General features: G+C 62.5%; 23 protein-coding genes and 1 pseudogene. 11 read left to right on the plus strand and 13 right to left on the minus strand.

Annotated features, from left to right (window positions below; all coding sequences use genetic code 11):
* Window positions 1-9: 9 nt before the first annotated feature.
* From LB555_RS07610 to LB555_RS07645, 8 genes are all read right to left on the minus strand, one after another.
* Entirely contained in the window at window positions 10-1,158 is a 1,149-nt protein-coding gene (locus LB555_RS07610) for a GGDEF domain-containing protein (RefSeq protein ID WP_140664224.1), read from the minus strand.
* A gap of 182 nt (window positions 1,159-1,340) precedes the next feature.
* Window positions 1,341-2,147, minus strand: coding sequence for a DUF72 domain-containing protein (locus LB555_RS07615; protein ID WP_140664221.1), 807 nt, complete (start codon window positions 2,145-2,147; stop codon window positions 1,341-1,343).
* Between the two features lie 28 nt (window positions 2,148-2,175).
* Window positions 2,176-2,643 (minus strand): GNAT family N-acetyltransferase, encoded by a 468-nt coding sequence (locus LB555_RS07620; protein WP_224682578.1) that lies wholly within the window; start codon window positions 2,641-2,643, stop codon window positions 2,176-2,178.
* 41 nt (window positions 2,644-2,684) lie between these two features.
* On the minus strand, window positions 2,685-5,606 hold the full coding sequence (uvrA, locus tag LB555_RS07625; RefSeq protein ID WP_140664219.1) for an excinuclease ABC subunit UvrA: 2,922 nt from the start codon (window positions 5,604-5,606) through the stop codon (window positions 2,685-2,687).
* A 697-nt stretch (window positions 5,607-6,303) separates the two neighbouring features.
* The gene (locus LB555_RS07630; RefSeq protein WP_140664216.1) at window positions 6,304-6,603 is read right to left on the minus strand and encodes a hypothetical protein; all 300 of its coding nucleotides are present in this window, start codon (window positions 6,601-6,603) and stop codon (window positions 6,304-6,306) included.
* 87 nt (window positions 6,604-6,690) lie between these two features.
* Window positions 6,691-7,296, minus strand: a complete 606-nt coding sequence (locus tag LB555_RS07635) for an ATP-dependent Clp protease proteolytic subunit (RefSeq protein WP_224682579.1) — start codon at window positions 7,294-7,296, stop codon at window positions 6,691-6,693.
* A gap of 24 nt (window positions 7,297-7,320) precedes the next feature.
* Window positions 7,321-7,782: an SRPBCC family protein gene (locus LB555_RS07640; protein ID WP_140616308.1), complete on the minus strand. Its 462-nt coding sequence runs from the start codon at window positions 7,780-7,782 to the stop codon at window positions 7,321-7,323.
* Complete coding sequence (locus LB555_RS07645) at window positions 7,779-8,093, minus strand: ArsR/SmtB family transcription factor (RefSeq protein WP_224682580.1); 315 nt, start codon at window positions 8,091-8,093, stop codon at window positions 7,779-7,781. The genes LB555_RS07640 and LB555_RS07645 overlap by 4 nt, the downstream gene beginning before the upstream one ends.
* Window positions 8,094-8,318: 225 nt before the next feature.
* Between LB555_RS07645 and LB555_RS07650 the strand changes: the two genes are divergently transcribed.
* Entirely contained in the window at window positions 8,319-8,843 is a 525-nt protein-coding gene (locus tag LB555_RS07650; RefSeq protein ID WP_023773877.1) for a single-stranded DNA-binding protein, read from the plus strand.
* 127 nt (window positions 8,844-8,970) lie between these two features.
* Window positions 8,971-9,396, plus strand: a complete 426-nt coding sequence (locus tag LB555_RS07655) for an OsmC family protein (protein ID WP_140616314.1) — start codon at window positions 8,971-8,973, stop codon at window positions 9,394-9,396.
* A gap of 5 nt (window positions 9,397-9,401) precedes the next feature.
* Here the strand turns inward: LB555_RS07655 and LB555_RS07660 are convergent, their stop codons facing one another.
* From LB555_RS07660 to LB555_RS07670, 3 genes and pseudogenes are all read right to left on the minus strand, one after another.
* Window positions 9,402-10,031: a MarC family protein gene (locus LB555_RS07660; protein ID WP_015317712.1), complete on the minus strand. Its 630-nt coding sequence runs from the start codon at window positions 10,029-10,031 to the stop codon at window positions 9,402-9,404.
* A gap of 81 nt (window positions 10,032-10,112) precedes the next feature.
* Window positions 10,113-10,504: pseudogene (locus LB555_RS07665) on the minus strand (VOC family protein).
* A 32-nt stretch (window positions 10,505-10,536) separates the two neighbouring features.
* The gene (locus LB555_RS07670; RefSeq protein WP_224682581.1) at window positions 10,537-11,070 is read right to left on the minus strand and encodes a hypothetical protein; all 534 of its coding nucleotides are present in this window, start codon (window positions 11,068-11,070) and stop codon (window positions 10,537-10,539) included.
* Between the two features lie 85 nt (window positions 11,071-11,155).
* On the opposite strand from LB555_RS07670, the gene LB555_RS07675 reads away from it, so the two are divergent.
* Both LB555_RS07675 and gyrA read left to right on the plus strand, forming a co-directional pair.
* Complete coding sequence (locus LB555_RS07675; protein WP_224682582.1) at window positions 11,156-11,986, plus strand: helix-turn-helix transcriptional regulator; 831 nt, start codon at window positions 11,156-11,158, stop codon at window positions 11,984-11,986.
* A gap of 235 nt (window positions 11,987-12,221) precedes the next feature.
* Window positions 12,222-15,020: a DNA gyrase subunit A gene (gyrA, locus tag LB555_RS07680; RefSeq protein ID WP_224682583.1), complete on the plus strand. Its 2,799-nt coding sequence runs from the start codon at window positions 12,222-12,224 to the stop codon at window positions 15,018-15,020.
* Between the two features lie 67 nt (window positions 15,021-15,087).
* On the opposite strand, the gene LB555_RS07685 is transcribed toward gyrA, so the two are convergent.
* On the minus strand, window positions 15,088-15,240 hold the full coding sequence (locus LB555_RS07685) for a hypothetical protein (protein WP_015317717.1): 153 nt from the start codon (window positions 15,238-15,240) through the stop codon (window positions 15,088-15,090).
* Window positions 15,241-15,434: 194 nt separating this feature from the next.
* Between LB555_RS07685 and coaD the strand changes: the two genes are divergently transcribed.
* From coaD to tgt, 7 genes are all read left to right on the plus strand, one after another.
* A complete protein-coding gene (coaD, locus tag LB555_RS07690) occupies window positions 15,435-15,935 on the plus strand; it encodes a pantetheine-phosphate adenylyltransferase (protein WP_224682584.1) in 501 nt (166 codons plus the stop codon).
* A gap of 108 nt (window positions 15,936-16,043) precedes the next feature.
* A complete protein-coding gene (locus LB555_RS07695) occupies window positions 16,044-16,538 on the plus strand; it encodes a peptidylprolyl isomerase (protein ID WP_411908818.1) in 495 nt (164 codons plus the stop codon).
* Window positions 16,539-16,565: 27 nt separating this feature from the next.
* Window positions 16,566-17,078: a peptidylprolyl isomerase gene (locus LB555_RS07700; RefSeq protein WP_015317720.1), complete on the plus strand. Its 513-nt coding sequence runs from the start codon at window positions 16,566-16,568 to the stop codon at window positions 17,076-17,078.
* Between the two features lie 12 nt (window positions 17,079-17,090).
* Complete coding sequence (locus LB555_RS07705) at window positions 17,091-17,540, plus strand: DMT family transporter (protein WP_015317721.1); 450 nt, start codon at window positions 17,091-17,093, stop codon at window positions 17,538-17,540.
* Window positions 17,541-17,546: 6 nt separating this feature from the next.
* The gene (gene queA / locus LB555_RS07710) at window positions 17,547-18,632 is read left to right on the plus strand and encodes a tRNA preQ1(34) S-adenosylmethionine ribosyltransferase-isomerase QueA (RefSeq protein ID WP_015317722.1); all 1,086 of its coding nucleotides are present in this window, start codon (window positions 17,547-17,549) and stop codon (window positions 18,630-18,632) included.
* Complete coding sequence (locus tag LB555_RS07715) at window positions 18,622-18,891, plus strand: hypothetical protein (RefSeq protein ID WP_015317723.1); 270 nt, start codon at window positions 18,622-18,624, stop codon at window positions 18,889-18,891. The genes queA and LB555_RS07715 overlap by 11 nt, the downstream gene beginning before the upstream one ends.
* Window positions 18,884-20,014 carry a tRNA guanosine(34) transglycosylase Tgt gene (gene tgt / locus LB555_RS07720; RefSeq protein WP_224682585.1) on the plus strand — a complete coding sequence of 377 codons (1,131 nt, stop codon included), beginning with the start codon at window positions 18,884-18,886 and terminating at the stop codon, window positions 20,012-20,014. The genes LB555_RS07715 and tgt overlap by 8 nt, the downstream gene beginning before the upstream one ends.
* Before the next feature lie 6 nt (window positions 20,015-20,020).
* On the opposite strand, the gene LB555_RS07725 is transcribed toward tgt, so the two are convergent.
* Window positions 20,021-20,440, minus strand: a complete 420-nt coding sequence (locus LB555_RS07725; RefSeq protein WP_224682586.1) for a DUF4864 domain-containing protein — start codon at window positions 20,438-20,440, stop codon at window positions 20,021-20,023.
* Window positions 20,441-20,523 lie beyond the last annotated feature (83 nt).

The following is a 20,523-nucleotide window of genomic DNA, read 5'->3' on the forward strand; positions in this document are numbered from 1 at the left end:
TACGCGCGTTTAGCTCGCGCGTCGGAATGGCGAGGCGGTGACGCGGTTGCGACCTCCCCGCTTGGCGTCATAGAGCGCCTTGTCGGCGGCGCTGAGTACCTTGTCCAGGCTGATCCCCTCTTTGCTGCCAAACGCAAATCCGGCGCTGACCGTACAGGTGAGGGAACCGGTTTCGGTTTCTATCAGTCGCGCCGCGAAAGCCGCCCGGATACGCTCGGCTGCTTCCTCGACCGCCTCCGGCAGCGTGCGCTTCAGTACCAGCGCGAATTCCTCGCCGCCCATGCGCGCGGCGACGTCGGCCGGTCGAAGGTTGGCTACCAACTCGTTGGCGAACACCCTCAGCACTTCATCGCCCGCCGCATGGCCGAATTCGTCGTTGATGGTTTTGAAGTTGTCGAGGTCGAAGACGACCACCGCGGTAAAGGCGCCGACCGGGACATGGCCATGCATGTCGAACAGCGCGCGCCGGTTGAGCAGGCCGGTCAGGGAATCCGTCTGGGCGTTGCGATGGTGGTGCCTCGCCAGACGCCCCTGATTGAGGGCAAGCGAGAGCGCGCCAATACCTGTCATGCTGGCGATAACCACGACGAGGCTGAGCTCCTCGGCCCAGTTGCTTGGTGCATGTCCGAGCACCAGTTTTCCTTCCCAGGCGAGAACCATGGCGCAGAGCCCGAAGGAGGTGGCCGTGGCCGAATAGAGCGCGGTGATGCCGATCGTCAGGGCGGGTGCCTCATCACGGCCCTTCCAGTATTCGAAAGCCGTGGCGAACAGGAGCACGGCGGCAAACATGTTCTCCGCCACGAAGCCGAGGCCATCGTAGCCCAGAGCCATGGGGGGCAACGCTATCGCCAGGGAATAGCAACCCCACAGGGTCCGCGGCAGTGGCGAGCCGCCGGTTCGGAACTGATAGGCCGCACCCAGCATGGCCGAAAAGCCGATCAGCAGAAACGCGGAGGTGGCGATGCCGAGCAGGCGTCCCGGCATCTCGATATAGGCGTCATAGATAAAAATATCGCCGACCACGAACACCAGGCTGATCGCCCATGTCAGCAGGAATTTTTCCGAGCGGGCGGTCAGCCACATGCCGAACAATGTCAGGCTTAGGCAAGCGGCCGAGAAACCGACGGCCAGCAGAAGTGAAGTGTAGTCGAGCGACATGCCCTCTTTCCCTGCCGGCGGCGGTCCCAGCTCTGCGGCTTGGCGTCGGCGCATTCATGCGGCAAGGAAGTGTCGATAAGGTTACGATCGTGGCGAAGATGCCCAGGAACAGGCGCTTTGCTACGCTAATACGCACAGGCTATGCGCCTATTGTGTGTAGCTGGAAACCGACTGATGCCTTTTCAGTCGGCTACGCGCCTCATCAATGCCATCGCCCCGAACGGCGCCCGCACCTTGCCCTCGGTGATGAAGTAGACGAACACGTCGCGCGGTTGGACCGGCGCGTCGCTGGCAGGGTCGGCGCGCCGCAGATCCGCCGGCTGCTTGCCTTGCGCCCAGATCTTGGCCCGCGCCGCCCATTCGTCGAGGCCCTTTGGCGTGTAGCAGTCCGGATTGTCATCCGAGCCGGTCTGCAGCCGCGCGTAGATGAAATCGCCAGTGATGTCGGCGATATCAGGATATTTGGCATGGTCGGCATAGACGATCGCCGCCTTGTATTTGCGCGCGAGCGCTGGGAATTCCGGCACGATGAAACTGTCGTTGCGCACTTCCAGCGCGTGGCGCAGCGCGACACCATCCTGCTTTTCCGGCAGCAGCTTCAGAAACGCCTCGAAATCGTCCGGATCGAACTTCTTGGTCGGAGCGAACTGCCACAGGATCGGTCCCAGCTTGTCGCCGAGCGCGGCAACGCCGGAACCCAGGAAACGCATCATCGATTCACCGGCCTCGCCCAGCACGCGCCGGTTGGTAACGAAGCGGTTGCCTTTCAGCGAATAGACGAAATTGTCAGGTGCTTCGTTGGCCCATTTGACGAAGGTCGGCTCCTTGAAGCTCGAATAATAAGTGCCGTTGACCTCGATGCTCGGCACCTGCCGGGTAGCGTATTGCAGTTGCTTGGCCTTCGACAGTTTCTCGGGGTAGAAGGACGTGTCCCAGGGTTCGAAGGTCCAGCCGCCCATGCCGGCGCGGATTGTTCCCGATTTGCTCATTGTCGTCCTCCCAGATTTCTAGTGGCGATCAGGCCGTGGTGGACCTGTTGTCGACGGGTTTGGCCATGTCGACGAGTATCCACCCTGGCCGGTAGGGATTGGGCCGGCGACCCGTTTCGCGATAGCCGTAAGCGAGATAGAGCGCGATGTTTCGTTCCATTTTCGCATTGGTGTAGAGCCGTATCTCCGGCAGGCCCCACTGCCGCGCCTGCTCGTCAGCGTGCTTCAGCAATGCAATACCGAACCCCTTGCCCTGGAAGGCAGGCGACACCGCGACGGAGAAGATCATCGCGTGATCTTCATGCCGCTCCAGCGTGATCACTCCGGCAAGTTCATCACCGATCTCCAGCAGCCAGACCTGACCCTGGGCAATACGCGGCGCGTAGTCCTCGGTAACCGGCATCGGCGGTGCATCGAGTATGGCGGAGTAGGGAGCGTAGGCGGCTTGCGTCAGCGCGACGATCGCGGCGAGATCTTCAGGGCCGGCAAGCCTCATGCCAAAGCTGCTCTGGACCGTGATGAGATCATCCCTACCCATCACTCCGCCGCTTCGCGTTTGCCTCCAGGGCGACGCTCCAGCAACTCCTTGAGGAACTGGCCGGTGTAGCTGCGCTTCTCCCGCACGATCGCTTCCGGTGTGCCGGACGCCACCAGTTCGCCGCCGCCGTCGCCACCTTCAGGGCCGAGGTCGAGCACCCAGTCGGCGGTTTTTATCACTTCGAGATTGTGCTCGATGACGACGACGGTATTGCCCTGGTCGACCAGTTCGTGCAGCACTTCCAGCAGCTTGGCGACGTCGTGGAAGTGCAGGCCTGTGGTCGGCTCGTCGAGGATGTAGAGCGTCTTGCCGGTCGCCTTGCGCGACAGTTCCTTGGCGAGCTTGATGCGCTGCGCTTCACCGCCGGACAGCGTCGTCGCCTGCTGGCCGATATGAATGTAACCAAGGCCGACCTGCTTCAGCGTCTCCAGCTTGTCGCGTACGCCGGGTACGGCGGCGAAGAAATCGACGCCTTCCTCGACGGTCATGTCGAGCACGTCGGCGATCGACTTGCCCTTGAACAGCACGTCGAGCGTCTCCCTGTTGTAGCGCTTGCCGTGACAGACGTCGCAGGTGACGTAGACGTCGGGCAAAAAGTGCATCTCGATCTTGATGACGCCGTCGCCTTGGCAGGCCTCGCAGCGGCCGCCCTTGACGTTGAAGGAGAAACGGCCGGGCTGATAGCCGCGCGCCTTCGCTTCCGGTAGCCCGGCGAACCAGTCGCGGATCGGCGTGAAGGCGCCGGTATAGGTGGCGGGGTTCGAACGCGGCGTGCGGCCGATCGGCGACTGGTCGATGTCGATGACCTTGTCGAGGAACTCCAATCCCTCGATGCGGTCATGTTCGGCCGGATGCTCGCGCGAGCCCATGATGCGGCGCGAGGCCGCCTTGAACAGCGTCTCGATCAGGAAGGTCGACTTGCCGCCGCCCGACACGCCGGTGACGGCGGTGAAGGTGCCGAGCGGGATTTCGGCGGTGACGTTCTTCAGATTGTTGCCGCGCGCGCCGACGATCTTCAGCCGCCGGTTTTTCTTCGCCTCGCGGCGCACGCCGGGCGTTGCCACTTCGAGCGCGCCGGACAGATATTTGCCGGTGATCGAATTGGGATTGGCCATCACCTGCTGCGGCGTGCCCTGGGCGATGATCTCGCCGCCATGGATGCCGGCGGCCGGACCCATATCGACGACATAGTCGGCATGCAGGATGGCGTCCTCGTCATGCTCGACGACGATCACGGTGTTGCCGATGTCGCGCAGGTGCTTGAGCGTGTCGAGCAGGCGGGTATTGTCGCGCTGGTGCAGGCCGATCGACGGCTCGTCCAGCACGTAGAGCACGCCGGTCAGGCCTGAGCCGATCTGCGAGGCCAGCCGGATGCGCTGGCTTTCGCCACCCGACAGCGTGCCGGAATTGCGCGACAAGGTGAGATAGTCGAGCCCGACATCGTTGAGGAAGCGCAGACGCTCGCGGATTTCCTTCAGGACGCGGACAGCGATCTCGTTCTGCTTGTCGTTGAGCTGCGCCGGCAGGTCGGTGAACCATTTGTCGGCGTTGCGGATCGACTGTTCCGTCACTTCGCCAATGTGCTTGCCGGCGATCTTCACCGCCAGCGCCTCCGGCTTCAGCCGGTAGCCCTTGCAGACCGGGCAGGGCGTTGCCGACATGAAACGCTCGATCTCCTCGCGCATCCAGGCGGATTCGGTCTCCTTCCAGCGGCGCTCGAGATTGGGGATGACGCCTTCGAAGGTCTTGGTCGTTTTGTAGGAGCGCAGGCCGTCATCATACTGGAAGGTGATCTCGCGCTCGCCGGTGCCGCGCAGGATCGCTTCCTGGGCTTGCGCTGAAAGATCCTTGAACTTGTCGCCGAGCTTGAAGTCGTACGCCTTGCCCAATGCCTCGAGCGTCTGCGAGTAATAGGGCGAGGTCGATTTCGCCCATGGGCTGACGGCGCCGTCGCGCAGCGACACGTTCTCGTCCGGCACCACGAGGTTGGGGTCGATGGCGCGCTGGCTGCCGAGACCGTCGCAGGTCGGGCAGGCGCCAAACGGGTTGTTGAAGGAGAACAGCCTGGGCTCGATTTCCGGAATGGTGAAGCCGGAAACCGGGCAGGCGAACTTTTCCGAGAACAGGATGCGCTCATGCGTCTCGTTCTTCGACTTGTTGACCGAATCCTCGCCAGTCTGGCTGGCATCGAGCGGCCTGTCGGCGAACTCGGCCACTGCCAGCCCCTCGGCCAGCTTCAGCGCCGTCTCGATGGAGTCGGCAAGCCTTGTGGCAAGGTCGCCGCGAACGACGATGCGGTCGACGACGACGTCGATGTCGTGCTTGTATTTCTTGTCCAGCGCCGGCACATCGGCGATTTCATAGAAGACGCCGTCGACCTTGACGCGCTGAAAGCCCTTCTTCTGCAACTCCAGCAGTTCCTTGCGATATTCGCCCTTGCGGCCGCGCACGATGGGCGCCAGCAGGAACAGGCGCGTGCCTTCCTCGACGGCCAGCACCCGGTCGACCATCTGGCTGACCGTCTGGCTCTCGATCGGCAGGCCGGTGGCCGGCGAATAGGGCACGCCGACGCGGGCAAACAGAAGGCGCATATAGTCGTAGATCTCGGTGACGGTACCGACCGTCGAACGCGGGTTCTTCGACGTGGTCTTCTGCTCGATCGAGATGGCCGGCGACAGGCCGTCGATCTGGTCGACGTCGGGCTTTTGCATCATTTCGAGGAATTGCCGGGCATAGGCCGAGAGGCTCTCGACATAGCGGCGCTGGCCTTCTGCATAGATGGTGTCGAAAGCAAGCGACGATTTGCCGGAGCCCGACAGGCCGGTCATGACGATCAGGCTGTCACGCGGCAGGTCGAGATCGACATTCTTCAGATTGTGTTCGCGCGCCCCGCGAATGGAAAGATATTTATGGTCGGCCATGTCAGGTCGCCGCCTCAGATCTGGAATTTGTGGGATAGGCGGGTTTCCCCGGCCATTCCCTATGTAGTTATTTTTGCCGCCACGTCGAGAGACGCCACAATTCTCGACAGAAGTCGTTTAACCGCCTTTCGCGCGAGGGGGCAAGCGGAAAGAACAAAGACCGAACACGCTCCTGACAAAGCTGTGCGGAAGCTGACCCGAACGTAAGCTCCCGGCGATCACATTTTTCCGTAACCGGCTATTGATGGTTGACGCGGCCAACTCACGGGAGCAGTCTTGCGAAGTCAGCGAAGCCGGCCGTCTATCGATGGCCTCGCCGCCCCAAGGCGGCCTGCGAGACGCCGCAGGCATTTGCGATTTGCGCTTCACGACGACAATGTCGCAACGGACAAGAGGAGCGGAGCATGACGCCACCGGATAGTCCCCCAGGGCTTCAGTTGTTACTGGAGCCGCGGCAGGCATAAGTGCCAAGGGCAGGCGTTTTCGCCCCCCGACAAACCGTGACCTGCCGTATCCCTGAAAATCAGAGACTGCTAGTCGGATCGTCGGCTGAATGCCGCGAAGCATCCGAAATCAAACGCCGGCAGTACACTCCCGGCAAAAATGGATTTGAGATCCAGAAAAGCCCCGTCCGTTTGCCCAAGGCACGGCGGGGCTGTTCTTTTGGCGGGCTCCAGTTGGAAGGCCCGATCTTTGCCTATCTGGGTGGCTTGGTCCCGCCAACTCCGACATCGACGGTGATGCTGCCGGAAATCCTGACATCGGTATTGCCGATCTTGAACTGCCCGTTGCCGCTGCTGGGGAACGCGTCGTCGGGTTCGGGCACCGGGGCGGGCTTTGCGATGCGATAATCGCCGGTTACGCCGGGCAGGGCGCCTTTCCGAACCGACGACGAGGCCTCGTCGGCAAGTGCCGACCTGGACACAAGGCCGACGATGGCAAGCACCATGGCGGCCGTGACACGGTGCGATGTTCTTGATCGATGAGTGTCGGTCATCCCTTGTTATAGGGGCCTGCCGCCACCGGAGCCAGAGCGGGATCGTCAAATCTTCGACAAGCAGCAGGATTTGACCTCACTCTGGTCCTACGCAGCCTTTTTGCGGGTGTCGAACACATGGTCGACGATGCCCCAGGCCTGGGCCTCGCGGGCGGTCATGAAATGGTCGCGGTCGAGCGTGCGCTCGACTTCGTCATAGCTGCGGCCGCAATGCTGGGCGTAGAGTTCGGTCATGTGGCGTTTGGTCTGGCCGATGCGTTCGGCGTGCCGCTGGATGTCGGAAGCCTGGCCCTGGAAGCCGCCCAGCGGCTGATGTAGCAGGATGGTGGCGTTGGGTAGTGCGATGCGGCGCCCGGCGGTGCCCGCCATCAGCAGGAACGATCCCATCGACGCGGCAAAGCCCATGCATACGGTCGACACCGGGCAGCTGATATACTGCATCGTGTCGTAGATGGCGAAGCCGCTGGTCACCATGCCGCCGGGCGAGTTGATGTAGAGCGAGATCTCCTTCTCGGGATTGTCCGACTCCAGCGACAAAAGTTGCGCGCAGACCAGCGCCGAGACGTCATCGTTAATCTCCCCGTTGACGAAGACGATGCGCTCGCGCAGCAGCCGCGAAAAAATGTCGAATGCGCGTTCGCCGCGGCTCGATTGCTCGATTACCATCGGCACAAGACTGGCAACACCGCCCATTTTTTTGTCTCCAATTTTCCGTGTTCAAGCCGCGTGCAGCAGCAGAAGGCGTGGGGTGTTCGCGGCTATAGGCGTGCCGGTCCCGTGCAGCGAAAGCCGGCAGCCTGCCCCCGCCATGGCCACGGCCGGCATCGCCTTGCGAGCAAAGCCGTCATGGACGATGCGCAGATGCGTGCCGCCGGAAACGGTTCGGGCGAGTGTGAAGGTGACGGTGCTGTCGAGTGGGTGCGCGGCATCGTCCGACCGCTCGCGCCAGGAATAGCGCAGCAGGCGTTCGGGCTCGGCATCGAGAATCTCGCATTCGATCGCCGCGTCTTGACCGGCGAAGGCAAAGCGGCTGCCGGTCTGCGGCCTGATGTCGTTGGGCATCATCCAGGCGGCGAGCAGTTCCGGCACGGTCAGCGCCCGCCAAACCTTTTCCGGCGGCTCGGCAAGATCGTATTCGAACTCAATCGCATCGGGAGAGACTTCGCTTTGGCTGTTCATTGATCCATGTCCTTCAAAACCGTCTTCAGCCTTTCGATGCGCTCCGGCCAGAAGGTACGGTAGCGTTCGATCCATGAGAGCAGCGGGGCAAGCCCCTGCGGATCCGCACGATAATAGGCGTTGCGGCCGGCCCGCCGCTCGACCACGAGGCCGGCGCCCCGCAGCACCGCCAGATGCTGCGACACCGCCGGTTGCGACACCGTCAGGCCGCTGCGCAATTCCGACACGCTCATCTCGCCTGTGGCGAGACGCTCAAAGACGGCGCGGCGTGTCGGGTCGGCCAAGGCGCGGAAAATCTCTGCTTCGATCATGACAAAAGCATAAGTCGATACTTATCGATTTGGCAAGCGCTGTTTTGAGACCCATATGCGGCGTTCCGGCATTGCTGCCATTCCTTGACAATTGGCCGCAGTGCATATAGGAACGAAAAGGGAACAAAAACCTTGTGGGAAAAGCCAGCCTTGGCAAGCGGCTGACGTGCGTAGCCTGTAAGGTGCTGCGACAAAAATTTGTTTCGGATAGCGCGGAGAAATATCATGGCGGGTAGCGTCAACAAGGTCATTCTGGTCGGCAATCTCGGCGCTGACCCTGAAATCCGCCGCCTGAACTCGGGCGAGCCGGTCGTCAACATTCGCATCGCGACGTCGGAAAGCTGGCGCGACAAGAATTCCGGCGAGCGCAAGGAAAAGACCGAGTGGCATAACGTCGTCATCTTCAATGAGGGCATCGCCAAGGTGGCGGAGCAGTATCTGAAGAAGGGCATGAAGGTTTATGTCGAGGGCCAGCTGCAGACGCGCAAATGGCAGGACCAGACCGGTGCCGACAAATACACGACCGAAGTCGTGCTGCAGAAATTCCGCGGCGAGTTGCAGATGCTCGACGCGCGTGGCCAGGGTGAGGGCGGTCAGGTTGGCGGCTACAGCGGTGGTGGCAGCAGCCGTGGTTCCGATTTCGGCCAGTCGAGCCCGAACGAAGGGTTCAACCGCGGTGGCGGCAACGCTCCCAGGGGCGGCGGTGGCGGTGGTTCGTCGCGCGAACTGGACGACGAAATTCCGTTCTGATCGAAAGCCGCACCAAATAGCGAATGCCTTTACTTGATATGCCCCGAGGGTCCGCATGGACTTTCGGGGTTTTGCATGGTGGTTTTGAGCTGACGTTGGCGCGATCAGAGACGTAAGAGGACTGGCGATGAAGGCACGGGTAAAATGGGTCGAGGAGCGCACCTTCGTCGGCGAGTCCAGCAGCGGCCACAAGGTCGTGCTGGGCACGGCGTCAGGCCCGGAAGGCAAGACGCCGGGACCGAGCCCGATGGAACTGGTGCTGATCGGCACCGGCGGCTGCTCGGCCTATGATGTCGTCCATATCCTCGAAAAGGGGCGCGAGGCCGTCGAGGATTGCGTGGTCGAGCTCGATTCCGACCGCTCCGAAACCGATCCCAAAGTGTTCACCCGCATCCATATGCATTTCATCGTCAAGGGGCGGGCGCTGTCCAGCGACAAGGTCAAGCGGGCAATCGACCTTTCGATCGAAAAATACTGCTCGGCCTCCGCCATGATGGCCAAGACCGCGACGATTACCCACGACTTTGAAGTCATCGATACGACCGCAGAATAAGCGGCCTACGAGGCCATCAGCGCCTTGATGCCATCTGCCACGAACTGCACGGCCAGTGCCGCCAGGATAACCCCGAGCAGGCGGGTCAGGATCGAGCGGCCGGTCTGGCCGAGGATGCGGTCGATGCGTTCCGACAGCACGAATACCAGATAGGTTATGACGAGACAGACAAGAATGATGCCGACCAGGGCCGCCTGCGCCGCAAAACCCTGAAACGAGCCTGAGAGCAGCACCGTCGCTGAAATCGCGCCGGGGCCGGCGATCAGCGGGATCGCCAGGGGGAAGGCGGCGATGTTGTGGATCATGTCCTTGGTGATGGCGACGTCGCCGATCTTTTCCTTGCGGTCCTGCCGGCGCTCGAACACCATTTCAAAGGCGATGAAGAACAGCAGGAATCCGCCGGCGACACGGAACGCCGGCAAGGTGATGCCGAACACCGACAGGATCGATGCGCCGGCCACCGCAAACAGCGCCATCACCAGAAAACCGATGACCGAGGCGCGCACGGAAACCTGGCTGCGCTCCTCGCGGTTCATGCCGCGTGTCACGGCGAGGAACAGAGGCGCCAGCCCAGGCGGATCGATGGTCACGAGAATGGTGACGAAGGCATTGAACAGGCTGTCGAAACTCGGCATCGCTGACCCTCCCGCCGGGCCAAGCCCGTACCCACATTGGTAGAGCAAAGCCCGGTCGGTGGGAACAGTCAGAACCGCAGGTTAGGCGGCAGCGCCGCAATAGGCCTCCAGGCGATAGCCGTCCGGATCGACGACGAAGGCCGCGTAATAGTTCTCGCCATAGTCGGCGCGCAGGCCCGGTCCGCCATTGTCGCTGCCGCCTTCGCGCAACGCCCCGGCATGAAAGGCACCGACGCTATCCCGTGTCGGCGCGGCGAAGCAGAAATGCAGGCCGGATCTTTCGTCCGCCGGCACCGGGCGCGCCGCCTCGTTGACCCACAGCGCGACAGCCTGGGGCGCGACAGCCTGGACACCATAGCCGAGCGAACCCGGCGATTGGCTGACGCAAGTGAAGCCGAGCGGCCTCAACGCGGCATCGTAGAAACGTTTGGAGGCAGTGACGTCGCTAACGCCGATCGAGTATGATCGAACATGGTTTTCTCCATTGTTACCAAGGGTTGTGGGGTCATCTTTCAGATTGACGACGCGCCAGGAACTCGACTTCGAGGTGCCAGTCCGCGCCGTCATGCGAGCGCTCGCCGAGCCATCGGAAGGAATTCTCGGTGATGCGCGAAAAGCTCCAGCGTACCGAGGAACCAGTGCCGTCGGCGCCGACCTGCACGATCGTGCCGCCTTCGGCGCGGCCGAGCTGACGGCTGAAATACTGGTTGCGCGGGTCGCTCCAGAAGATGTGCCAGGCATCGATTCCGGGGTCATAGACCCGCAGCGTCGTGCCGTAAAAGGTCCATTTGCCAAGCGATGGCGAGGGGCCGGCGTCACGCGCGGGCAAGATCCAGACGTCCTGGATGGCGCGGCCTTCCAGCGCCCAGCCGAAGTGCACCTCGCCGCGTCCGGTCAGCACCGTGCCGTCCTCGAGATGGCGCGCGGCGTCAAACGTCCAGGCACCGACGAAGCGGCCGTAAAGGTTCAGTTTTTCGGCAAGCCCTTCGATCGGTCCGGGACTGTGCAAGGCTTCGGCAAATGTGGATTGGTCGGGCATGGCTGCGGCCTCTTCTTGTCAGGAGACCGCGAGCAATAGGTGCCGGCGGGGTTTTGGGCTTGGGAAAAATTGCTATATTTCAGCCATGACGGCGACCGCGAATACCCTTGCGTCCGGACCTGGCTGGGACGTGGCGGATGTGATCTGCACGGCCAGCGCCGGCGATCGGCCGTTCGAGGAAGTCCATCGGGATTTTTGCGTCGCGGCGGTCACCAGTGGCACCTTCCGCTATCGCGCACAGCAAGGCACCGCAATGCTCGCGCCAGGCAGCCTCCTGCTTGGCAATTCCGGCACATGCTACGAATGCGGGCACGAGCATGGCAGCGGCGACCGTTGCCTCTCCTTCCATTTCGGGCCGGCCTATATGGACCGGATCGTCGCCGACGTACCGGGCGCTGGGAAGCTCACCTTCAAGACGCCCCGCCTGCCGCCGTTACCCGCCATCGCACCGCTGCTGGCCGAGGCGGAAGCCGCGCGCGACATGGCCGACGCAGGCGCCTTCGAGGAAGTTGCCCTACGCATCGCCGGTGCCGCCGTGGCGACAATCTCAGGCGCAAGGCACGCCAGTCGCGATCCGAGCCGCCGCGACCAGAAAAGGGTTGCCGAGGCGGTGAGGCGGATCGAACTGGATGCCGACGGACCGGTCTCGCTTCCAGCGTTGGCGGATGAGACCGCGACCAGTCCCTATCATTTCCTGCGCACCTTCCGGCAGGTTGCCGGCATGACGCCCTATCAATACCTGCTCAGGACCCGATTGCATCGTGTGGCGGTGCGATTGCGCACGTCCAACGATGCCATCTCGGCAATTGCTTTCGAAGCCGGCTTCAACGATCTGTCGACCTTCAACCGCCGGTTTCGGCGCGTCATGGGCGAAACGCCTGGCCGGTATCGGTCCGGGCGCGTTGGCAGCCGCTGAAAAGTTGCCAGGAGCTCCAATTGATCGCGCTCGGGGCGTTCGTCTGGGGAAAACGGTCCATTGCCGGCTTTTGCCTTGCTGGCGGCGAAAGGGTCGTGGCCATATCGTCGCAATCAGTGGTATCCACTTGAAATTACCGCTAAAATTGACACTGGAAAAGTGCCCCGGACATTGGAGTTTCGGCCTCGCTTCCTATATAAGCAGCGAGTGATTCCTGATTAGATTGTGATCCGATTTGACCGACCAGAAGACACCGCGCGGCACAGACGGCGGCCCTAGCGGCATCGAGCCGATATCCATCATCGAGGAGATGCAGCGCTCCTATCTCGATTACGCCATGAGCGTGATCGTCAGTCGTGCGCTGCCCGATGTGCGCGACGGCCTGAAGCCGGTGCACCGTCGCATCCTCTATGCCGCCCATGAGAGCGGCTATCACTGGAACCGCAAATATGTGAAATCGGCGCGCCCCGTCGCCGACGTGATGGGTAAATACCATCCGCATGGCGACGCCTCGATCTATGACGCCCTGGTGCGCATGGCGCAGGACTGGTCGTTGCGCGTGCCGCTGATCGACGGGCAGGGCAATTTCGGTTCGATCGACGGCGATCCGCCGGCGGCGATGCGCTACACCGAATCGCGCCTGACCAAGGTCGCGCACGAGCTGTTGGAGGACATCGACAAGGATACCGTCGATTTCCAGGACACTTATGATGCTTCGGACACCGAGCCTAAGGTTCTGCCGGCGCGCTTTCCCAATCTGCTGGTCAACGGTTCGGGCGGCATTGCCGTCGGCATGGCCACCAACATCCCGCCGCACAATCTCGGTGAAGTCTGCAACGCCGCTATTGCCGTCATCGACAATCCGGCGATCGACCTGCCGGCGCTGATGGAGATCATTCCGGGCCCCGATTTCCCGACCGGCGGCATCGTGCTTGGCCGTTCCGGCATCTACAGCGCCTATTCCACCGGCCGCGGCTCCATCGTCATGCGCGGCAAGGTCAACATAGAGCAGCGCGGCAATGACCGCGAATCGATCATCATCACCGAGGTTCCCTACCAGGTGAACAAGGCCTCGATGATCGAGAAGATGGCCGAACTGGTGCGCGACAAGCGCGTCGAGGGCATTTCCGATATCCGCGACGAAAGCGACCGCCAGGGTTATCGCGTCGTCATCGAGCTCAAGCGTGACGCCGTTGCCGACGTCGTCCTCAACCAGCTCTACCGGTTCACGCCGCTGCAGACCTCTTTCGGCGCCAATATGGTGGCTCTGAACGGCGGCAAGCCGGAACTGCTGAACCTGACCGACATGCTGAAGGCGTTCGTCACCTTCCGCGAGGAGGTGATCAGCCGGCGGACGAAGTTCCTGCTGCGCAAGGCGCGGGACCGCGCCCATGTGCTGGTTGGCCTGGCCATCGCCGTCGCCAACATCGACGAGGTCATCAAGCTGATCCGTACCGCGGCGGACCCGCAGACGGCGCGCGAGCAGTTGATGGAGCGGCGCTGGCCCTCGGGCGATGTTGAATCGCTGATCCTCCTGATCGACGATCCGCGCCATCGTATCAACGAGGACGGCACCTACAATCTGTCCGAGGAACAGGCGCGCGCTATCCTCGAACTGCGCCTGCAGCGCCTGACCGCGCTTGGCCGCGACGAAATCGCCGATGAGTTGAATACGATCGGCGACGAGATCAAGGACTACCTCGACATTCTGTCGTCGCGCGCGCGCATCCAGCAGATCGTCAAGGACGAGCTCGCCGCCGTGCGCGACGAATTCGGCACGCCACGCCGCACCGAGCTCACCGATGGCGGCGCGGACATGGAAGATGAGGATCTGATCCAGCGCGAGGACATGGTCGTGACGGTGAGCCATTCCGGCTACATCAAGCGCGTGCCGCTGTCGCTCTATCGGGCGCAGCGCCGCGGCGGCAAGGGCCGCTCCGGCATGTCGACCAAGGAAGAGGATTTCGTCACCCGGCTGTTCGTGGCCAACACCCACACGCCGGTGCTGTTCTTCTCCTCGCGCGGCATCGTCTACAAGGAAAAGGTCTGGCGGCTGCCGATCGGCAACCCGCAGTCACGCGGCAAGGCGCTGATCAACATGCTGCCGCTGGAGCAGGGCGAGCGCATCACCACCATCATGCCGCTGCCCGAGGACGAGACGAGCTGGGGCGATCTCGACGTGATGTTCGCCACGACGCGCGGCACCGTGCGCCGCAACAAATTGTCCGACTTCGTCCAGGTCAATCGCAACGGCAAGATCGCCATGAAGCTGGAGGAGGAGGGCGACGAAATTCTCGGCGTCGAGACCTGCACCGACAATGACGACGTGCTTCTGACGGCGAATTCGGGCCAGTGCATTCGCTTCTCCGTCGGCGACGTGCGCGTCTTCCAGAGCCGCAATTCCGTCGGCGTTCGCGGCATAACCATGGCTGAAACCGACCGCATCATCTCCATGTCGGTGATCGAGCATGTCAATGCTTCACCGGCGGAACGCGCCGCTTACCTCAAGCGGGCGGCGTCGGAGCGGCGGCTTGCCGCCGAGACAGCCGGAGAGGAAGAAGAGATCGCGCTCACCAATGAGGAGATCGGCGAGGAGACCGAGCTTCCAGACGACCGCTACGAATTCCTCAAGGCGCATGAGCAGTACGTGCTGACGGTGACTGAATATGGATACGGCAAGCGCTCGTCGTCCTACGATTTCCGCCTGACTGGCCGCGGCGGCAAGGGCATCCGTGCCACCGACGTGTCCAAGGCAGCCGAAATCGGCCAGCTGGTGGCAACCTTCCCGGTCGGCAATGACGATCAGATCATGCTGGTGTCGGATGGCGGCACCGTCATCCGGGTACCCGTCAACGGCATCCGTTTCGCTAGCCGCGCCACCAAGGGCGTGACCATCTTCAACACGGCTGAAGGTGAGAAGGTGGTTTCGGTCGAGCGGATTTCGGAGCCGCAATCGGACGAGGAAGTGGAAGAGGCCGTCGAGGGTGGCGCGGAGCCGGATTCGACTGCCAGCGGTCCGGATAACGCCGAATAGTTCCTGGAGCAGGTTTGATATAGCAACGCCGGCCTGTCGGCCGGCGCAGCAGCAAGTGCGGACTGTCTTAGTAGTGGCGATACGGCTTGCGCAGGCCAAAGCCTTCGAAGCGTTTGGTGGTGGCTTTGACGCGGATGCGCTGCGCTTCCTGATGCAGCCCGAATACTGTGGCGATCAGCATGGCAACGGTCATTGCGGTGGCGAGCATGTAGATCAGCATGTGCGTGTTCTCCTGCGCCTTACAACGGAGATATGGGACTTTGGTTTCATCTTATTAAGGGTGCAGCCTAGTGAACGCTGCGTGAAGGCTTCGTGATCAGCGTGTTCATCTGTCGTTCATGTGCCGGAAAAGGTTCATGGGCCGCCTGCCAATCGGATTTGCCTTTGTGATAGAGGCTCGCTAGAAGCTCCGCCATGACCGAACGCATCGCCCTTTATGCCGGCTCCTTCGACCCGCTGACCAACGGCCATCTCGATGTGCTGAAAGCGTCGCTGGCGGTTGCCGACATTGTTTATGCCGCGATCGGCATTCATCCGGGCAAGAAGCCGCTGTTTTCGTTCGAGGATCGGGTGCAGTTGATCGAAGCCGCCGCGAAAGCCGAATTCGGCTGCGATGGCGCCCGCATCAAGGTGGTTGCCTTCGATGGGCTGGTGATCGATGCGGCCAGGAGAGAAGGCGCCTCGATCATGATCCGCGGTCTGCGCGACGGCACCGACCTCGACTACGAAATGCAGATGGCCGGCATGAACGAAACCATGGCGCCTGAATTGCAGACGGTTTTCCTGCCCGCCAGCCCGTCGGTGCGCACCATTACCGCCACACTTGTGCGCCAGATAGCCTCAATGGGCGGCGACATCCGCCCCTTCGTGCCGGCGGCCGTGGCCGGCGCGCTCACCGCAAAATTCGCGAAATAAGCTCGGAGAACCCTCATGCAGCTCAAAAGGCTCGCCTCATTCCTTGTTGTGCTCGCCGGTCTCGTGACCGCATCGGTCTCGGCCTATGCCGCAGATCCGGAAAACACGATGATCATCACGCTGAAAGATGGCGACGTGACCATCGCGCTGCGCCCCGATCTGGCGCCCAAGCATGTCGCGCAGATCAAGAAGCTGGTGCGTGACCATGCCTACGACAATGTCGCATTCCACCGTGTCATCGACGGCTTCATGGCGCAGACCGGCGACGTCAAGTTCGGCAACATGAATAAGGGTTTCAATGCCCAGGCCGTCGGCACCGGCGGCTCCGACCTGCCCGACCTGCCTGCCGAGTTCTCGCAGGCCGAGCATTACAAGCGCGGCGTGGTCGGCATGGCCCGTTCGCAGGATCCGAACTCCGCCAATTCGCAGTTCTTCATCATGTTCGCACCGGCGCCGCCGCTCGATGGCCAGTATACGATCGTCGGCAATGTCGTCAGCGGCATGGACCTGGTGGACAAGATCAAGAAGGGCGACGAGGCGGACAATGGCACGGTCACCGATCCCGACCGGATGATCAAAGTGCGCATCGCCGCCGACAAATAGTTTCATTTTTACAAAAGGATATCTGACATGGCTGAGATCAAGGACCGCGAGAACGCGCTCATCATGGAAACGACCAAGGGCAAGGTCGTCATCGAACTGTTTCCCGATTTGGCTCCTGGCCATGTCGCCCGCATCAAGGAATTGGCGCGTGAAGGCGCCTATGACGGCGTCGTCTTCCACCGCGTCATCGAAGGCTTCATGGCGCAGACCGGCGACGTGAAATTCGGCAATTCCAGCAAGCCCAGCTTCGCGCCGTCTCGCGCCGGCATGGGCGGCTCGGAAAAGCCTGACCTGAAGGCCGAGTTCTCCAACGCGAACCACGGCCGCGGCACCTGCTCGATGGCTCGTTCGCAGAACCCGAACTCGGCCAATTCGCAGTTCTTCATCTGCTTCGACGACGCCGCGTTCCTCAACCGCCAGTACACGGTCTGGGGCCAGGTCATCGAGGGCATGGACAATGTCGACAAGATCAAGCGCGGCGAGCCGGTGCAGGATCCCGACAAGATCGTGTCCCTAAAGGTCGCGGCCGACGTCAAGTAAGGACAAACGACAATGATGGGCGTCGTATGGTCGCTTCTCGGCATCCTGTCCGGCGCCTTCATTGCCATCCAGGCGCCGATCAATTCGCAGCTTGCGCGCGGCTTGGGTCTCCCGGTCGCGGCGGCAGCGTTTTCGTTCCTGTCGGGCGCGATCGTGCTTGGCATCATCTCCGTCACGGTGGTGAAGCTGCAAGGCATCTCGCTCGACTGGAAGGCGCCCGCGCCCTGGTTGTTTGTCGCCGGCGGCATGCTTGGCGGCTTCTATGTCACGCTTTCGACGATCCTGACGCCGCGCATCGGCGCGGCCGCCCTGATGGCGTTCCTGGTGGCCGGCCAGCTGCTCGCGGGTATGCTCATCGACCGCGTCGGCTTCCTTGGGGTCGCCGTGCGTGAAATCTCGCTCGGCCGCGTCGCCGGCGCGGTGCTTCTGCTGGCCGGAGCGCTGCTCGTTCGGCTGTTTTGAGTCCCAATGCGTGTCGACCTCTTTGACTTCGACCTGCCGGAGGAGCGCATCGCGCTTCGCCCGGCAGAACCGCGCGACAGCGCCAAAATGCTGGTGGTCAAGCCAGGCAAGGGGCTGGAGGACAGGACGGTTGGCGACCTGCCATCCTTGCTCCGCGCCGGCGACGTGCTGGTTTTCAACGACACCAAGGTCATTCCGGCGCAGTTGAAAGGCATCAGGCGGCGCGGCGAAGCACAGTCGCAAGTCGAGGCCACGCTGCACATGCGCATGGCGCCGGACCGCTGGCTGGCCTTCATGCGGCCGGGCAAGCGCATTGCCGCCGGCGACCGCATCCATTTCGGCCATGACGGCAATTCCTGTTTCCTCGGCCAGCTCGACGCCACCGTGATCGAAAAAGGCGAGGGCGGCGAAGCGCTGCTCGGCTTTGATCTATCCGGTCCTTTCCTCGACGAAGCGCTGCACGCGGTCGGCCACATTCCACTACCGCCCTACATCGCCTCGAAGCGCGATGACGACGAGCGCGATCGTGCCGACTACCAGACCATCTATGCCCGGGAAGAAGGCGCGGTAGCGGCGCCCACCGCGGGCCTGCACTTCACGCCGGCGCTTTTCGCGGCGCTGGACGCCAAAGGGGTCGAACGCCGCTTCGTCACCTTGCATGTGGGCGCCGGTACGTTCCTGCCGGTCAAGGCGGACGATACCGCGGACCATAAGATGCATGCCGAGATCGGCTCGGTCAGCCAGGCGACCGCCGATGCGCTCAATGCGGCGAAGGCGAGGGGCGGGCGCGTCATTGCCGTCGGTACGACCTCGCTGCGCCTGCTCGAGAGTGCGGCGCGTGAAGACGGCACGCTGGCGCCGTGGTCCGGACCGACCGACATCTTCATCACGCCCGGCTACCGCTTTCGCACGGCCGACATGCTGATGACCAACTTCCATCTGCCGCGCTCGACGCTGTTCATGCTGGTCTCGGCTTTCAGTGGCCTCGACACGATGCGTGCCGCCTATGCGCATGCCATCGAGAGCGGTTACAGGTTCTATTCCTATGGAGACGCCAGTCTTTTGTTCAGGGAGGAGAACGATGGACGATGATCTGCAGACCTTCGACCGCGACAAGCTGATCGCGGAAGTGAAAAGGCTGCGCGCCGGCATTCGCGCGCACCGCGATACATCAGGTCATGACCTCTGCTGGCATCACCCCGATCTGTGGGACCTGCTGCCGGAAAAGACCGAGCCGTCAATCGCGGTGCCGCCCTGGCCAAAATTCATGCGCGGCTGCATCCAGTACCGTCAGTCGCTCGACGAGCAGGCGCCGGATGCGCCGGTATTCGACAAGGAATTCAATGGCTGAGAATTTCACCTTCAGGGTGTTGGCGACCGATGGCAAGGCGCGGCGCGGCCTGATCGAGATGCCGCGCGGCGAAATCCGCACGCCGGCCTTCATGCCGGTCGGCACCGGTGGCACGGTCAAAGCCATGTACATGGACCAGGTGCGCGGCGTTGGTGCCGACATCATCCTGGGCAACACCTATCACCTGATGTTGCGGCCCGGGGCCGAGCGCGTGGCGCGGCTCGGCGGTCTGCACGAATTCGCCCGCTGGCCGCACCCGATCCTGACCGACAGCGGCGGTTTTCAGGTGATGTCGCTGTCGAAGCTGAGGAAGCTGACGGAAAAGGGCGTCACCTTCCGCTCTCACATCGATGGCGCGGCTTATGAGATGTCGCCGGAACGCTCGATCGAAATTCAAGGTCTGCTCGATTCCGATATCCAGATGCAACTCGACGAATGCACCGCGCTGCCGGCCGAGGTCAAGGAGATCGAGCGCGCCATGGAGCTGTCGCTGCGCTGGGCGGAGCGCTGCAAGACGGCGTTCGGCGACCAGCCGGGCAAAGCGATGTTCGGCATCGTGCAGGGTGGTGACAACGCGGCGCTCAGGGTTCGCTCGGCACAGGCGCTGAGCGCGATGGAGCTCAAGGGCTATGCTGTCGGCGGCTTGGCCGTCGGCGAGCCGCAGGCGGTGATGCTCGACATGCTCGACATCACCTGTCCCGAACTGCCAGACGACAAGCCACGCTATCTGATGGGCGTGGGAACCCCGGACGATATCCTGAAATCGGTTGCCCGCGGCATCGACATGTTCGATTGCGTGATGCCGACGCGCGCCGGCCGGCACGGCCTGGCCTATACGAGGCGCGGCAAGGTCAACCTGCGCAACGCCCGCCATGCCGACGATCCGCACCCGCTCGATGAAGAGAGCGACTGCCCGGCAGCCAGGGATTATTCGCGTGCCTATCTGCACCATCTGGTGCGCTCGCAGGAGGCGCTCGGCGCGATGCTGCTGACCTGGAACAACCTGTCCTACTACCAGAAGCTGATGCAGGAGATCCGCGCCGCGATCGAAACCGGCACCTTCGAGACGCGCGGGGCCGAGATTTCCGAGGGCTGGGCGAGGGGCGATATCCCGGCGCTGTAAACCCGTTCAGGTGCTGAGCGAGTTCGACGCCCGCAGGCTGCAGCCGGTGATCTGGAATGTGCCGTCAGGCTGCTGCTGCAGCGTGTAGACCGCCTCATAATCCTTGCCGTCAGGGCCGACGATCAGTACCTGCTGGACGATAGAACCGGGACCAGTCTGCTCGACCTTACCGAAAGCGTAGGACTGGGGTTTGCGCACAGGCGGGTAGCCATTGGTCACCATATTCATGAAGGCATCGACGGTCGGGAATATCTGCTTCACGTTCGGGGCGGCAAAGCTGTAGGCCTTGGCCCCGTCATCGGCGATGAGGGCCTTCAACTGACTGTCGATGACGGCCTGACCAGCCTTGATCTCGGCATCTCCGGCAGACGCCTGGGAAGCCAGCATGAGCGAAACGAACGCGAATGCGAAAAAGCCGCGGCGCATGGCTTGTCTCCACCGTCCTCGAACCGCCTCCAGAAGTTCCAGGAGACATCCTAACATACGTGCGAGGGCGCCTCACGGTTTCA

Origin of the sequence: Mesorhizobium sp. BR-1-1-10 (assembly GCF_020165595.1) — a bacterium.
GTDB lineage: Bacteria > Pseudomonadota > Alphaproteobacteria > Rhizobiales > Rhizobiaceae > Mesorhizobium > Mesorhizobium australicum.